Below are 14,451 nucleotides of genomic sequence, written 5' to 3'. Positions count from 1 at the left end.
GTCAGGTTTAAGCAAAACAGGATCAGTACGGGCCAGTCGCTGCTAAGGAGTCGCTTGGCATTCACCACGGAGGGCGGCTGTTGGCCATCCCATCTCGCAGCGAAGATTGAGCCGTGTTTGCCGGCAACGCTCTACCTTGCAACCCCCTCTCCAGCTAACACGCAAACGCAAAGACTTCCGATTTGGGAACAAATTTGGGAACAAAACGCGCCGAAACGGGTCGAAATGGATGAGCCGCCCTGGGACGGGCCGAAATGTCAATATCCATTTACCTGCATAAATGAGACTTAACGGACCTAGCAAACTATTGAGACGACAGCTCATAACCCAGAGGTCGCAGGTTCGAATCCTGTCCCCGCTACCAAAGTTGATTGATCGAACCACGGTCCTTCCCAAGGGCCGTGGTTCGTTTTTTGCGCTAGGTAAGCCGTCCGCCGTCAACCGCCACGAAGCGGACCGGGCCTGCCCGAAGCCATGGAGACTGGCGGCCCGCCGCCCTTCGCTGGTATTCATAAATCAGCAGGTCTGAAGGGGGATGACATGTCGCTCCGGGTCAACATCGAGCATTTGGCCGCGTCCGGCACAAAGGTCGCATGCCATGGCGAGGACGTGGCGGCGAAGCACGCGGCGGCGGCCAGCCGCATCGATGCCACCCAGGCCGGCTGGCAGGGCGCGTCCGCCGCGGCGATGGCCCTGCTCTCCGAGCAGTGGGTGGCCACAACCAGCGCGCTTGTCACGCGTCTGAGCGATCACGCACAAGGCCTGCATGCCAGCGCGATCGGTTTCACCGAAATGGAGCAGCGGGGCAGCCAGGCGTTGGAACAACCAGCGCAGGCGGCGAACGCCATCGCCGGCCAGACGAACATGTGAGCCCCGGTGCCGCTGACCGTCCAGGACATCGAGCGCTGGAACGCGGGCGACGTACGTGAGGTGTTCCACGCCGCCTCCAGCCGCGCACAAGCGGCCAAGGATGCCGCCGACGGCCTCGCGACCCTGCCGGCATTCGAGACGTGGGGCGGCCACGCGGCCGACGCCGCCAAGGACGCCATCGGAAAAACGCGTCAGGATCTCGACGCGCACGGTGACGAGGCGCTCGTCGTCGCCAATGCCGCGCGTAACGCCGCCGACGAGATCGAGCGCATCAAATCGGAGCTCGCGACGCTGAAGGCTGACGCCGCCTCACTGGGCATGGAGATTGACCCGGTAGCGGGGACCGTCGTGCCAGGGCCATCGGTCCGCAATCCGATGGAAGCCGAGCTCAAGGAGATGCAGCTGCAGCCGCGGCTGGACAAGATTGTGGCGGAAGCCAACGCGGTCGATATGGCTCTGGCCAACGCCATCAACATGGCAAGCGGCAAGACACCGATCCCGCCGACACTGCATGCCGGTGACCCCGACGTCCAGAACGTTCTCAACGGCGCTCCACTGCCTGATGACCCCAAGCAGTTTCACGATCTGTGGGAGAAGTTGTCCAAGGAGGACCGCGACCTGCTCTACAGCCGCGACCACAACATCGGCAATCACCCGGGCATGAATTGGGGCCAGGATGCGAACGGCGGCGGCAAGGACTACTACAACCGGCTGCACCTCGACGATCTCCAGCACACCAACCAAGCCAACCTCGACAGGCTGCGCGCCGCACATCCCGACTGGGCACGAGGTGATGCACCCTTCATGCTGTCGGACGAATACAAGGATTGGAAAGCCCAGTGGGACAGTGCAAATCAGCACCAGGCCGAATACTCGCAGGTGCGTCAGGGACTGACCTCGCCGGACGGTCTGCCGCGCCTGCTGGGCCTCCTCGACGACAAGGGACACGCCGCCATTGCCATCAACAACCCCGATACTGCGCGGCGAACCGCCACGTTCGTCCCAGGCACCGGCCAGGACGTGAGCCGGCTTGAATTCAGCACCAGCAAGTCGCAGCAGATGCTCCAATCTGCCCTGCGCGCCGACCCCACTCTGAAGCCGGGCGATGTTTCGGTGACGACGTGGATGGGCTATGACCGTCCGATGAGCGTCATCACCGACGCACCGTCGACCAGCTACGCCCATAACGGCGCCCAAGCGCTCGATGACTTCCAGGCCGGCTTGCGTGCCTCGCACAACGCTGTGGCCGCTGGCGGAGCGTCGATCAACACGGTGATCGGACACAGCTACGGGTCGACGTTGGTCGGCGCAGCAGGCCTCGACGGCCACACCCTTGACGCCAATAACGTTGTGGCGGTGGGGAGCCCAGGCGTACTGGCCGGCCACGCGAGCGACCTGAGCCTCGCGCCGGGTGCACACGTCTTCGCGACCCGCGCGGAAAACGACATCATCGGTATCGCCACCTACGCATCGCTGGGCCCCGACCCCATGTCATCGAAGTTCGGTGGCATCCCATTCGAGGCCGCGCCGGGCCCTGCCGGACCCTTGGGGCTGCCGACTATCGACGCCCACAGCAGTTACTGGAGTGCCGGCAACCCGGCACTCGATAACATGGGGCGCATTATTGCCGGACAGACGACCGTCACCCCGCCGCGGTTCACCCCATGACCGCCCGGCGCGTATCCCTTTCTGCCGCGCTGGCGCTTACCGCCGCAGCAGTGGTGGCCTGTTCGTCGTCATCGCCATCGCTTGGACCCCCGTCGCCGACCGGCGCCACCGCCATCCCAGGAGGCCCCATGGAGTCGCTGCCTGTTCCTGCCTCGCCCAAGATCCCGACCAGTCAACAGGAAGCGCAGGACACCCTGACCGGCTATCTGCAGAAGACGGTCGATGCGCTGCCGAAGGGCACCAGCCTCGACGGCACGCGCTACATCGTGGGCGACGGCACCGCGTATTGCGAGGACAACCCCAGCGGCCCGGATGCGCCGGTGCATGTTGAGGATTGGCGAGATATGGAACTGCCGCCTGGTACTGATTTCGCCGCCATCATCAGCCAGACCGGCGACATCTGGAAGCAATGGGGCTGGAAGGTCATCGAGCGTGACGGCTTCACCAAACCAAACCGTTTCGGCTACGCGCCGGACGGTTACATCCTCCAAATTGAAGCGCGTCCTGATCCCAAATTCGCGCCGTCGTTGGTGGGGTCCTCGCCGTGTTTCTCCGGAAATCTGAAGAGCGGCAACGTCTCTAGGCCGCCCATCATTCAGCAGGCTCCGCAGCAGTAGCAAGGCGGCTCCGCTACTGCCTTGGCCGTGGGATTCGGAAAGCTGGGCGCAGGCAGCGGACGCCCGCGCCGACCCGCTGGTTATATCTGTAGGCTTCGTTCGCCGAGATGCTCTCGGTGAAGGACATTGCGGGCGGGCCGGTGGGCGTCGTGAGTGCACGTTTCGAGGAACTCGATTGGTCCGAGACCCCCATGGGCGTGATCAGCCTGCGCAGACGCATCGAGCCGGCCTTGAACGTCAATGTGTACGAGGTCAAGCTCGGCGACGAGTTCCTGATGTCGAGCCTGTTCACGGCGGCCGAGGTAGCTCTCGCGCGCCTCGGCCTGGCCCAGGCGGTCGATGACGACCTCGATGTCGTCGTCGGGGGATTGGGGCTCGGCTACACCGCCCAGACGGCGATGGAGGATCCCCGCATTCGCTCACTCGTCGTGGTGGAGGCACTCGAAGAGGTGATCGGCTGGCATCAGCGCGGCTTGCTACCCAACACCGCCGACCTGGTGTCGGATCCGCGGGTGCGCCTGCAACGGGGCGACTTCTTCGCCATGGCCGGCAGCGAAGCCGGTTTCGATCCGCAGACACCCGGCCGGCGCTTTCACGCCGTGCTCCTCGATATCGATCACACGCCGCGACACGTCCTGCACCCCAGCCACTCCGCGTTCTACACACCCGCGGGGCTGCGGAAGCTCGTCGGGCACCTGCATCCCGGCGGGGTTTTCGCACTGTGGTCCGATGATCCACCCGACGCTCAGTTCGAGGCCGTCCTCGCCGAAGTCTTCCGCCAGTCCGAGGCCTCCGTCATCCGGTTCCCCAACCCGGTGACCGGCGGATATTCGACCAACACGGTCTACGTCGCACGGTAGCTGTCACCGACGGTGCGGTTCGCAAGTGCTGAAATCGTTGTGCGACAGTCGATTCGAGTACGGGCATAGCCGGGTTGTACGTCGTCATCGAACGAGACGGCATGATGGTCGTATGAGTGCACGATCAACCCACCGGCCGCGTCGACTCGTCGGGGCGGTGCTGGCCCTCCTGATGGCGCTGCTGGTCTCCGCGCCGACCGGCGTCGCGCACGCGGCGGCAGCGGCAGCAGCAGGCGATGCGCTCTCGATTGGCGACCCCGACGCACTGGGCCAGATCGATCTCTACGTCGATCCGCTCTGCCCCTTCAGCGGGAAGTTCGTGCGGACACAGGGTGATGAGATCGGAAAGCGCGTGGAGAACGGCGCACTGCGCGTCAACGTCCGGTTCGTCGACTTCCTCGACAAGTACTCCGCCAGTGGCACATACGACCGCCGAGCGATCTATGCGGCGTATGTGGTGGCCGACCAATCGCGATCGAGCGACGTTACGTGGCGCTTCATCAAGGCGATCTACGCCAAGGACACCCAGCCCAAGGAAGGTGGACCCACCGACCTGAGCAACGACCAGCTTGCTGACATCGCCAACCGGGTCGGTGCGCCTGCACTGGCCCAGGACCTCATTCGAGTGGGCCTACCGATCGGCTTCGACTCGCAGGTGATCGCTGCCAACAATCTCGATGTGCTGCACCAATTTCCCGAGCCGGGAGTCCCGCTCGTCGTCATCAACGGCCAGCCGGTCGACGAAGATTCGGACTGGCTGGCGCAGCTTCCCGGCTGAGCTGACAGTGGTTAAAGCTGTCCCAGCGGCCGGCAGACATTGGACAGGGCATTCCAGTACTGACCCGGCCCGCAGTTTTCGGCTTGCCGCGGCGTCTGGCACGTATTCGTGATCGGGTCCCAAAATTGCCCGTTCACACAGTTCAACGGCTCAGCAGCACTTATACCCACACCGAACGGCGCGGCTGCGGCGATGCAAACGCTTGCGACGGCGGCGACCGTCGCGCGACGACGAAGTGATTTCATGTTCTGATCCTTCCCGGGTGTGCGGATGTTCAAACCATCGTCGGCTGCCGCCGGCCAGACCCCTCACATGGTGCGCGCTAACCGCTCCGCCAGAAGCCCAGCGAACTTTGCCGGATCCTCCAGCGTGCCACCTTCAGCCAGAAGTGCTGTGCCGTAGAGCAGTTCGGCGGTCTCGGTCAACTGAGGATCGGTCCCTCGGGCGGCAAGCCCGTCGCGCAAACCAGCGATCAACGGGTGACTTGGGTTGACTTCGAGGATACGTTTCTCCGCAGGGATCGCTTGTCCGGACGCCTGCAGCATCCGCGCGAGCGCCGGCGTGATGCCGAAGCTGTCGGTGATCAGGCAGGCCGGCGACTCGGTGAGCCGGGTCGACAGCCGCACTTCCTTGACATGCTCCGACAGGGTCTCCTTGAGCCACTCGAGCAGACCCGCAAACTCCTGCTCCAGCTGGGAGCGCTCGGCCTCGCTGGCCTCCTCCTCGACAGACAGGTCCACCTCACCCTTGGCCACCGACTGCAGCCGCTTGCCGTCGAACTCGGGCACCATGTCTACCCAGACCTCGTCAACCGGGTCGGTGAGCAGTAGCACCTCATAGCCCTTGGCTTTGAACGCCTCCAGGTGCGGTGAACTCAGCAACTGCTGACGGGATTCGCCGGTGGCGTAGAAGATCTGGTCCTGACCGTCTTTCATGCGCTCGACGTACTGCGCCAGTGTGGTGGCCTCCTCGTCGCTGTGCGTCGAGGCGAAGGACGACACCGCCAGCACCGTGTCCTTGTTGTCGGCGTCCGAGAGCAGGCCCTCTTTGAGGACTCTGCCAAACTGCACCCAGAACGTGCGGTACTCGTCGGGCCGCTCTTTCTGCATCTCGGCAATCGTCGACAGCACCTTCTTGGTGAGTCGTCGACGGATCGCCTTGATCTGGCGGTCCTGCTGCAGAATCTCGCGAGACACGTTGAGCGACATGTCCGCCGCGTCGACAACACCTTTGACGAAGCGCAGGTACGGCGGCAGCAGTTCCTCGCAGTCGGCCATGATGAACACCCGCCGCACGTACAGCTGCACACCCACTCGTGCGTCCTGCTGGAACAGATCGAACGGCGCATGCGAGGGGATGAACAACAGCGCCTGGTACTCGAATGTGCCTTCCGCCTTCATCGGGATGACCTCCAGCGGGTCGTCCCAGGCGTGCGCGATGTGCTTGTAGAACTCGGTGTATTCCTCCTGGGAGACTTCGTCTTTGGGGCGAGTCCACAGGGCCTTCATCGAGTTGACCGTCTCGGTCTCGATGGTGACCTGTTCCTCACCGCCCTCTTCGGCGGCTGGGCTGCGGCGCTCGACCTGCATCCGGATGGGCCAGGAGATGAAGTCCGAGTACTGCTTGACCAGTGACCGGATCTTCCATTCCGAGGTGTAGTCGTGCAGCTCGTCCTCGGTGTCCTCCGGCTTGAGGTGCAAGGTGACCGCGGTGCCCTGCGGCGCGTCGTCGACGTCGGCCACGGTGTAGGTGCCTTCGCCGCTGGACTCCCAACGGGTCGCCGAACTCTCACCCGCCTTGCGGGTCAGCAGCGTGACTGTGTCAGCCACCATGAACGACGAGTAGAAACCTATCCCGAACTGGCCGATCAGCTCCTCGGACGCAGCGGCATTCTGGGCCTCTCGCAGCTGCTGGCGCAGTTCGGCGGTGCCGGACTTGGCCAGTGTGCCGATCAGGCCCACTACTTCGTCGCGGGTCATCCCGATCCCGTTGTCGCGGATCGTCAAAGTGCGCGCGGTCTTGTCGATGTCGATCTCGATGTGCAGGTCGGAGGTGTCGACGTCGAGATCCTTGTTGCGGAACGCCTCCAGGCGCAGCTTGTCCAGCGCGTCGGAGGCGTTGGAGATCAATTCCCGAAGGAATGAGTCCTTATTGGAGTACACGGAGTGGATCATCAGATCCAGCAACTGGCGGGCCTCGGCCTGAAACTCCAGCTGCTCTACCTGTTCAGTCATGGTGAATCCGTTCGAGATGACGAAAGTTGATGCCGGCGATAATAGTGATCCTTCACTGGCCGCCGGCGCGGGTGGTGACTATCAGCGCTCACCCCAGCAGCGGCGGCACCAGATACCGCCGAGCAAATGACCGCAGCGCGTCGTCGTCACCCAGGGCGACGTTCTGCGACGGCGTCAGCACGAACGACACGATGATCCGCACCGTCACCTCGGCGACTTCGAGCAGTTCGAGTTGAGTTCGGCGATCATCGGGCAGCGCGACCGCCAGCTGATGCGCCAGAAACGATGACGCGGTCCGCACCACGCTGTCGCCCTCAGTCGTCAGGAACGGCAGCACCGTCTCCGGTTCGGTCGCGAGCAGCCGCTGCAGAAGGGCATGTCCCCGCAGGGTGTTCAGCGTGAACACGAACCCCTCGACCAGCTTGTCTTCGGCTTCGTCGTAGCCGCCGGCCTCGGCCACCAACTCGGAGAGGAACCGTTCGAGTTCCCGCAGCAGCACGGCCTCGACGATCGCGTCCTTGTTCGCGAACGTCCGGTACAGCGTCACCCGCGCCAGGCCGGAACGCTTGGTGATGTCCTCCACCGTGGACCGGCGAATCCCGAACAGCTCGAACTGCCGTAGCGCCGCGTCCAGGATCTTTTCGGCGTTGCCCTCCACCGTCGGCGACCCGAAGCGCTGCACCGCTTTGGCGAGCAGGCCGCTGTACTTCATTGCTGCAGTGTAAGGCCTGCTCGCACGCTATTGATACAAACAAACTCAGAATGTATCTTCGGTTTCACCGGCTCAACCGCGATCTAGGAGGCTCGACATGGCTGCCGCTTTTTCGATGGCTGCTTCGACCAGGACGGCAACGCCACCGAGTCGAGAGGAGTTCTCCGACCGCCTGCTCAAAGGCTCGGCCCGCAAGTCCTACGCACCCGTCGTCGACATCGACTGGGACACCCCCGTCGTGCCTGACAAGTACTTCCTTCCACCCCGGGTGGTCTCCCTCTACGGCACACAGATGTGGGAGGAGATGAGCCGCGAACAGCAGATCGAGCTGTCCCGGCAGGAGTTCATCAACCTGCTCTCGGCCGGCGTCTGGTTCGAGAACATCCTCAACCAGGCGCTGCTGCGTGGGCTCATGCACGCCGACGTCACCGCGGCCTCCACCCACTACTCGCTCACCGAACTCGGCGACGAGACCCGCCACATGGTCATGTTCGGCCGCGCCATCGCGGCCGTCGACGGTAAACCGTTCCAGCCCAGTCGGCTTCAGCGGATGACCATCAACCTGCTGCCGCTGGTGTTCCAGAAGACCGTGCTCTGGATCGCTGCGCTGGTGGGGGAGGAGATCTTCGACGCGCTGCAGCGGGAGATCCTCGACGATCCCGAGATTCAGCCGATTGTGCGCCGCGTCATGCGAATTCACGTCACCGAGGAAGCGCGCCACATCCAGTTCGCCCGCGACGGTGCCCGCCGCGACGTGCCCAATATGAAGCGTCGAAACCGCTTCCTGCTCGCCACGATCCACGGCGCCGGCGGGCCGTTCTATCGTTACCTGTTCACCAACCGCGCCGTCTACCGCCGCGTTGGACTCGACGGGCATGAAGGTCGACGGCAGGCCCGTGCCAATCCGTACTTCCACCAGACCACGCGAACCGGATTCGCGCCGCTGGCGGCATTCCTCGAGGAGGTCGGGCTGATGAACCGGATCAGCCGGCGGATGTGGAAGCGGAGCAACTTCCTGTGACGGCCGCGGCCGACGACAGCGGTGTCTTCGATGGCGACGCCGAGTTGGACGTCGCCGGCGTGCCTTGTCCCGTCCGGGTTCGCCTCGCTGGACACCTCAACCCGATCGACGGGCAGTACCACTGGCAGGGCCTCGCATACGGCGTGCCCGATACCGTCACGGCAGGCACGCCCGCCCAGCTGGCGATCGGAAACCGCAGTGTCGCAGTGAAACTCGTCGAACGAGTTCCATCCGGTCAACTCATGATCAGCGGCGTCGGCTCACCGCCGTACGACCTGCTGTCGGTCTAATCCTGGCCGACCCGCAGATGCGCGGTCATGAGCAGTCCGTCGTACACCGATCGTTCCGGCATGGCGCCGTCGTGCGCCACACCCTGAAAATCGGTGGCGACCTGCTGGGCGAGGTCTCGCAACTTGACGTTGGTCTCTTGTGAACGCCAGCGCAGCAGGTCGAAGGCCGCGTCCGCGCTGATGTTGTACACCATCATCAGCATCCCTTTGGCCTGATCAATGGGAGACCGGCGGGCGGCGATGTCCTCGACCTCATTGCTCACCTGCTCCTGCGCGCTACGGAGGTCGCCGGTCATGTCGATGTAGAAGCCGTCACTGCCGATCACCTCACCGGCGTCGTTGCGCATCTGGTTGCCCACGACCACCACATGGTGGGTTCGTCCTTCGGTGTCGCGGATACGGTGCCGCGTGCTGAACGGCGCAAGGCTGTGGCGTATCCGCTGCAGCAACTCGCGAAGCTCGTCGCGATCCTCCGGATGCTTGTGGGAGAGCATCAATTCGGTTGTCGGAGTGACGGAGCCGGGCTCGTAGCCATGCATGCGGGCGACCTCGTCCGACCACTCCCAGCGGTCGTCGGTGAAGAAGTACTTGACCCACCCGATCCGCGACAGCGAGCCGGCTTCGGGCGGCCGCGGGCCACCACCGCGGCTGCGTTCACCCCGCCGCTCATCTGGCCGCCCCGACATGTCCCATACCTTTCGGCAAATCTGCGTCAATTATGACCGGCTGTCAGCAATTGTCGTCGCCCATTTTAATCGCTGCAACCGCCGCTGACGTGCATCTTTCGTATCGTCGGGACGGCGTCATCGTTCCTTCATAACTGGTGGGCACTCGCTGACACCCCAGCCGGTGGCCGGGCCGGTCGTCGGCGGCGGAGTCGCGCTGTGCGCCTTGGCATCCGAGTGCGCTCCGGGAGGGCGTGCGCGATATTGCCGGGTGAACACGCCCGATGCTTCTTTGGTGGTAAGTTGGCGGTTCGAACAGTTTGCTGCGCGGGGCGAGGAGGCGGGCCATGGCCGAGCCGCTGAAGGTCAATCCGGAGTCGCTGGTCACTTCGGGCGGAGTGTTGGATCAGCACTCGCAGAACGTGTTCGCCACCCATACGCAGGCGGACCAGACCATCGAGTCGTCATTGTTCAGCTGGGTGGGACAGTCGCAGTCCGCGCTGGCGGCGAAAGCTGCCGCCTGGTCCACGGTGACGACGACCCTGACCACTCGCCTCTACGAGCATGCCGAAGGTCTGCGGGTGAGCGGTATGACGTTCGCTGCGATGGATCAGCGCGACGCCGAGGAACTCGCCGACGTTTATCGGCCGAACGGTCAGGCGCGTGACGCTTAGCGTCGCAGACATCGAGCGGTGGGATCCAGAGGCCGTCCGGGAAGTTTTTCACGCAGCGTCCGCGCGCAGCGGAGCCTCCACCGACGCGGCACGGGCGTCCGAACAGCTCCCGGCATTTGAGTCCTGGGGTGGCGTCTCGGCGGACGCCGCCCGCGACGCGATACACAAGACGCGGGTGGACCTCGACGCTCATGCCCGTGAAGCTCTCGCGGTAGCCCAGGCCGCGCAGAAGGCCGCGCAAGACATCGAGAAGGTGAAGATCGAACTCCGCGAGCTCAAAGACGATGCGAGAAGCCAGGGGTTGGACATCGATCCAGCGACGAACTCGGTGGTGAAGGGTCCGGGATTCACGGGGACGGCCGCGGATCTGGCGGCGACGATCGCGGACCTGCAGGCGCGGTTGAACGCAATCCTGGTCGAAGCCAACGGTGTTGACGCCGAATTGGCCGCGGCGATCAACATGGCGGACGGCAAGCTTCCGATACCCGATGCCCAACCCACTCCGCCGCCACCGCCGGAATCAACCCCGCCCGAGGACGTCAAGAAGTGGTGGGATTCGCTGACACCCGAACAGCAGCAGGCCGAATTGCGCGACAACCCACCATATATGGGCAACCTCAACGGGATTCCCGTCGAGGCCCGTGACGTGGCGAACCAAACCGCCATGCGCACCGACATCGAGAACATCGAGGAAGCCGCCAGCCGGCACGGTGTCTCGGCGCAGGATGTGGTCAACGACCCGTTCCGCTACGGCTGCACCCCGGACGACGTCACGCGCTACACCAATGCGGTCAAGGTGCAACAGGCACTCGAAGACGATCAGATCGCAACCGGCGCCAAGACATTCCTTCAGGTTTATCAGCCGACGAAGTTCGACGGTCAGGGCCGCGCGGCGATCGCGATCGGCAATCCGGACAAAGCCGCCAACACCACGGTGGTGGTGCCCGGTACCAGTCACAGCGTCACCGAAGGCTGGCTCAGCGCCAGCGATGCCAGCAACCTGTACAACGAAGCCGTCAAGGCCGACCCGAGCCGATCGGCGTCCGTCGTCGCCTGGATGGGTTATGACGCACCGAACAGCTTGACCGACCCGCAGGTCGCCCAGACGTCGCTGGCGCACCAGGGCGGCGCGCTGCTCGCGGCAGATGTCAACGGCCTGAACGTCACTCACGGTCCGGGTCCATCCCACATGACCGTGATGGGGCACTCCTACGGCTCGACGACGGTGGCCGACGCGGCAGCGGGCTACGGGATGCACACCAATGACGTGATCCTCATCGGCTGCCCGGGAACCGATATGGCCAAGAGCGCCGCGGACTTCCACCTCGCGCCGGGTGGGCATGTCTTCGTCGGGTCGGCATCGACCGATCCGGTCACCCAGCTCGGCGGTCTTCCGCAGGTACACATCCCGGGTACCGGCGTGAATCTCGCGCTCGGCGCGGATCCGGCGATGGACGGTTTCGGCTCGACGCGTTTCAAAGCGGAGGTCCCCGGCTGGACGATCAACGACCACAGCCATTACTTCGAGCGTGGCACCGAGTCGCTGTTCAGCATGTCCGACATCGTCTCCGGCCACGGTGACGCCCTCGCTCTCGACGGTATGACTGCACAGCATCGCAGCGACAGCATCCTCACCGACATCGGCGTGCTGCCGTCCGATCCCGAGCTGTATCGTGCCCCGACATCAGGCCACTACCACTAGGACGGAGCCGAGTGATCCTGCCGCGCAAGAGAATCCCGCTCGCGGTGACCGTGATGGTTGCCGCCGCACTATCAGGATGTGGAATCATGCAATCCGATGCTGACCGAGTCTCCAACCCGTTGACCCCCGAGCAGTCCAAGGCTCAGGTCATGGATGCCGCGCACGACATCGTCACGACGCTGAACATCAATGTCGTGGAAGCGGCATTCTGGCACGCATCGTGTAACGACCAGGGTGATCCGCCTTTTCGCGGGCAGATGCGCATCGCGTATCCACCCGCGGCGTCGTTCGCCGCGTCCGACACCGAAATCGCCCAGATGGTCCAGCAACTCCGCAACACCGGCTGGGCGTCCGATCCCGGATTTCACACGCACGGCACCGCGTTGAGCAAGGGCAATGTCGTGGCTGTCTTCGGGCCGCAGAACGTCAGCAACCCGAACCGCGACATCGAACTGTTCGGCGAATGCCGTGATACCACCACGACCAAAGACACCAAGGGCCGGGTGGAGCGCGTCACGCTGCCCTGAGTGCTCAGATGCGCTGCGGTGCAGCACCGTTACGAGGTGATCTCCGCGATCGCCGACGGAGTGTCCAGATCGCCATAGGCATTGGCGTAGCGCTGCGCCAGGGCGACGGCGACTTCGAGGCGCTGCCACAGCCCGCCGCCGCTGCTGGCGGTCGCCAGCCACAGCGCCAGTCCATGCGCGACCGATGCGCGATAGCGCAGCCACACCTCCTCCGACGACGGCAGCTCCTCGGCGGGCAGGCCGAGCGCATCGCGGTACTCCTCCAGCAGCGCCCGCTCGTGCTCGCGACGGTCCTCGACGGTCAGCGCACCCTGCAGGAAGTACCCGACATCCAGTGACCAGTTGCCGCGTCGAGCGACCTGCCAGTCCAGGAACCCGACCTCATCGTCAGGCGTGACGTAGGTGTTGCCGATGTGCGGATCGCCATGCAGCAGGGTCTGCGGTGAGGTGGTCAACGTCCGGATGTACGGCTTCCACACTTCCTCGACCAGCTGGTCGATCGACAGCGACAGCACATCAATGGGGGTGCTGTCGTCAAGCTGTTCCAAAGCGCTCGGCAACGGCGCGTACTGAAGGCCGTCGAACGGCTCGAAGGGTTCCAGCCAGCCCAATGTCGGCTCTTGTAGCACGCGATCGCCCCAGAACCGTCCGTGCAGTCGCCCGAGCCCGCGCATGCCGGAACGTGCCTGATCGATTGTCAGCGGGCGCAGGGAATCCCGAGGATCCGCACCCCGCGCGGTGAGGTCTTCCATGACGAGGCAGAAGTCGTAAGCCTCCTCGTCGATGAGCGCCGCGTAGACGATGGGATGCTCCAGCGGGAGTGCGACGCCCGAGCTGAACAGCCGCGGCTCGTGGAACATGCCGCTGGTCATCCGGATCAGCTCTTTGTGGTCGGGGTCGGCGGCCTTGACGAAGACGGTTGCCGGGCCGGTGCCCGCGGAGTAGGACAATCGCAGGCGCGCACGACGATTGGTTCCGTCGTCGCGGAGGTCGATCGCGACGTCGCTGACCGTGGCGCTGGGGTAGTGGGCGGCCAGGGCGTCCGTCATCCAACCCGGCGACACCTCGGCGAAATCGGCGGGCACTGACAATGCGGGTGAGCTCATGTCGGCGGGCACTCCTCGGGTGCGACTCGTCTGAACTATTACGACACGAAGTGTGTCGTAATAGTCGGAAAGGTACCGCACCGTCGCGGACGGCCGTCGGGAATCGGCGAAGTTAAGCTCGCGACATGTCCCAACCGCCCGGCCGGCCTCGAGACGCATCGCTGCACGCGGCGATCCTCGATGCCGCGCGCGAGGTGCTGATGGAATCCAGCTATGCCGAGCTGTCGATGGACGGCGTGGCCGCGCGGGCGCAGGTCGGCAAGAAGACGCTCTACCGGCGGTGGACGTCGAAGGCGCCGCTGGTCGCCGAGGCGGTGCTGGACGCTTATGGCCGAGGCGGTTCGTTCGACGTGCCCGATACCGGCGATCTCGGCGCGGACCTCCAGCGCTGGCTGATCGAGCACGGTGAGTTCATCGCCGAGCCCGCCAATGCCAAGCTCATTCGTGCGCTCGTGGCTGCGGCGGCCGCGAATTCCGGTGATACCGAAGCGCTTTACGAACAGCTCAGCGTGCCGCAGCGCAGCGGACTCGTGGACAGGGTCCGCCGCGCGGTGGACAGCGGTGCCGTGCGCCCCGACGTCGAGCCCGACGCCATCGCCAACGCGCTGATGGGCACCCTGCTCCTGCAGGTCATGAGCAGCCCGGTGGGCGGCGAGGAAGCGGCGGGCCGGTACGGGGCTCTGGTGGATGCCCTGTTGAGCGGCGTCAGTTCGGCCTAGGGTCGTTC

Annotated in this window: 15 protein-coding genes; 11 read left to right on the top strand and 4 right to left on the bottom strand. The window is 64.6% G+C overall.

Features of this window, described 5'->3' with window-relative positions; translation table 11 throughout:
- Positions 1–540: 540 nt before the first annotated feature.
- The 5 genes from AB4879_RS16890 (at position 541) to AB4879_RS16870 (ending at position 4,793) form a co-directional block, all read left to right on the top strand.
- The gene (locus AB4879_RS16890; RefSeq protein ID WP_370508511.1) at positions 541–870 is read left to right on the top strand and encodes a WXG100 family type VII secretion target; all 330 of its coding nucleotides are present in this window, start codon (positions 541–543) and stop codon (positions 868–870) included.
- Between the two features lie 6 nt (positions 871–876).
- Positions 877–2,538, top strand: a complete 1,662-nt coding sequence (locus AB4879_RS16885) for an alpha/beta hydrolase (RefSeq protein WP_370508510.1) — start codon at positions 877–879, stop codon at positions 2,536–2,538.
- Positions 2,535–3,155: a hypothetical protein gene (locus AB4879_RS16880; protein ID WP_370508509.1), complete on the top strand. Its 621-nt coding sequence runs from the start codon at positions 2,535–2,537 to the stop codon at positions 3,153–3,155. Before AB4879_RS16885 ends, AB4879_RS16880 begins: the two co-directional genes overlap by 4 nt.
- A gap of 116 nt (positions 3,156–3,271) precedes the next feature.
- Positions 3,272–4,015: a spermidine synthase gene (locus AB4879_RS16875; RefSeq protein ID WP_370508508.1), complete on the top strand. Its 744-nt coding sequence runs from the start codon at positions 3,272–3,274 to the stop codon at positions 4,013–4,015.
- A gap of 112 nt (positions 4,016–4,127) precedes the next feature.
- Positions 4,128–4,793, top strand: coding sequence for a DsbA family protein (locus tag AB4879_RS16870; RefSeq protein WP_370508507.1), 666 nt, complete (start codon positions 4,128–4,130; stop codon positions 4,791–4,793).
- Between the two features lie 308 nt (positions 4,794–5,101).
- Here the strand turns inward: AB4879_RS16870 and htpG are convergent, their stop codons facing one another.
- Together htpG and AB4879_RS16860 are read right to left on the bottom strand one after the other, a co-directional pair.
- Complete coding sequence (gene htpG / locus AB4879_RS16865; protein ID WP_370508506.1) at positions 5,102–7,027, bottom strand: molecular chaperone HtpG; 1,926 nt, start codon at positions 7,025–7,027, stop codon at positions 5,102–5,104.
- 88 nt (positions 7,028–7,115) lie between these two features.
- Positions 7,116–7,739, bottom strand: coding sequence for a TetR family transcriptional regulator (locus tag AB4879_RS16860; RefSeq protein ID WP_370508505.1), 624 nt, complete (start codon positions 7,737–7,739; stop codon positions 7,116–7,118).
- A gap of 97 nt (positions 7,740–7,836) precedes the next feature.
- On the opposite strand from AB4879_RS16860, the gene AB4879_RS16855 reads away from it, so the two are divergent.
- Both AB4879_RS16855 and AB4879_RS16850 read left to right on the top strand, forming a co-directional pair.
- Positions 7,837–8,760, top strand: a complete 924-nt coding sequence (locus AB4879_RS16855) for a diiron oxygenase (protein ID WP_370508504.1) — start codon at positions 7,837–7,839, stop codon at positions 8,758–8,760.
- The gene (locus tag AB4879_RS16850) at positions 8,757–9,050 is read left to right on the top strand and encodes a DUF4873 domain-containing protein (protein WP_370508503.1); all 294 of its coding nucleotides are present in this window, start codon (positions 8,757–8,759) and stop codon (positions 9,048–9,050) included. Before AB4879_RS16855 ends, AB4879_RS16850 begins: the two co-directional genes overlap by 4 nt.
- Here the strand turns inward: AB4879_RS16850 and AB4879_RS16845 are convergent.
- Positions 9,047–9,736, bottom strand: coding sequence for a PAS and ANTAR domain-containing protein (locus AB4879_RS16845; protein ID WP_370508502.1), 690 nt, complete (start codon positions 9,734–9,736; stop codon positions 9,047–9,049). The genes AB4879_RS16850 and AB4879_RS16845 overlap by 4 nt on opposite strands.
- A gap of 326 nt (positions 9,737–10,062) precedes the next feature.
- Here AB4879_RS16845 and AB4879_RS16840 point away from each other — a divergent pair, with 326 nt between their 5' ends.
- The 3 genes from AB4879_RS16840 to AB4879_RS16830 all read left to right on the top strand — a co-directional run bounded on the left by AB4879_RS16840 (position 10,063) and on the right by AB4879_RS16830 (position 12,618).
- Complete coding sequence (locus AB4879_RS16840; protein ID WP_102807435.1) at positions 10,063–10,389, top strand: WXG100 family type VII secretion target; 327 nt, start codon at positions 10,063–10,065, stop codon at positions 10,387–10,389.
- Positions 10,379–12,091, top strand: a complete 1,713-nt coding sequence (locus AB4879_RS16835) for an alpha/beta hydrolase (protein WP_370508501.1) — start codon at positions 10,379–10,381, stop codon at positions 12,089–12,091. Before AB4879_RS16840 ends, AB4879_RS16835 begins: the two co-directional genes overlap by 11 nt.
- An 86-nt stretch (positions 12,092–12,177) precedes the next feature.
- Entirely contained in the window at positions 12,178–12,618 is a 441-nt protein-coding gene (locus tag AB4879_RS16830) for a hypothetical protein (protein WP_102807569.1), read from the top strand.
- Positions 12,619–12,647: 29 nt separating this feature from the next.
- On the opposite strand, the gene AB4879_RS16825 is transcribed toward AB4879_RS16830, so the two are convergent.
- Entirely contained in the window at positions 12,648–13,724 is a 1,077-nt protein-coding gene (locus AB4879_RS16825; RefSeq protein WP_370508500.1) for a phosphotransferase, read from the bottom strand.
- Between the two features lie 125 nt (positions 13,725–13,849).
- Between AB4879_RS16825 and AB4879_RS16820 the strand changes: the two genes are divergently transcribed.
- Positions 13,850–14,443, top strand: coding sequence for a TetR/AcrR family transcriptional regulator (locus AB4879_RS16820; RefSeq protein ID WP_370508499.1), 594 nt, complete (start codon positions 13,850–13,852; stop codon positions 14,441–14,443).
- Positions 14,444–14,451 lie beyond the last annotated feature (8 nt).

Origin of the sequence: Mycobacterium sp. SA01 (assembly GCF_041287105.1) — a bacterium.
GTDB lineage: Bacteria > Actinomycetota > Actinomycetes > Mycobacteriales > Mycobacteriaceae > Mycobacterium.
Note: the sequence above shows the minus strand (reverse complement) of the source record. Positions and strands in the feature narration are given on the sequence as shown.

Bases quoted from the DNA above. Each gene is read 5' to 3' on its own strand.
- AB4879_RS16825 (WP_370508500.1), bottom strand. From the start codon at position 13,724: ATGAGCTCACCCGCATTGTCAGTGCCCGCCGATTTCGCCGAGGTGTCG.
- AB4879_RS16820 (WP_370508499.1), top strand. From the start codon at position 13,850: ATGTCCCAACCGCCCGGCCGGCCTCGAGACGCATCGCTGCACGCGGCG.
- AB4879_RS16860 (WP_370508505.1), bottom strand. From the start codon at position 7,739: ATGAAGTACAGCGGCCTGCTCGCCAAAGCGGTGCAGCGCTTCGGGTCG.
- AB4879_RS16855 (WP_370508504.1), top strand. From the start codon at position 7,837: ATGGCTGCCGCTTTTTCGATGGCTGCTTCGACCAGGACGGCAACGCCA.
- AB4879_RS16870 (WP_370508507.1), top strand. From the start codon at position 4,128: ATGAGTGCACGATCAACCCACCGGCCGCGTCGACTCGTCGGGGCGGTG.
- AB4879_RS16840 (WP_102807435.1), top strand. From the start codon at position 10,063: ATGGCCGAGCCGCTGAAGGTCAATCCGGAGTCGCTGGTCACTTCGGGC.
- AB4879_RS16880 (WP_370508509.1), top strand. From the start codon at position 2,535: ATGACCGCCCGGCGCGTATCCCTTTCTGCCGCGCTGGCGCTTACCGCC.
- AB4879_RS16845 (WP_370508502.1), bottom strand. From the start codon at position 9,736: ATGTCGGGGCGGCCAGATGAGCGGCGGGGTGAACGCAGCCGCGGTGGT.
- AB4879_RS16830 (WP_102807569.1), top strand. From the start codon at position 12,178: ATGCAATCCGATGCTGACCGAGTCTCCAACCCGTTGACCCCCGAGCAG.
- AB4879_RS16890 (WP_370508511.1), top strand. From the start codon at position 541: ATGTCGCTCCGGGTCAACATCGAGCATTTGGCCGCGTCCGGCACAAAG.
- htpG (WP_370508506.1), bottom strand. From the start codon at position 7,027: ATGACTGAACAGGTAGAGCAGCTGGAGTTTCAGGCCGAGGCCCGCCAG.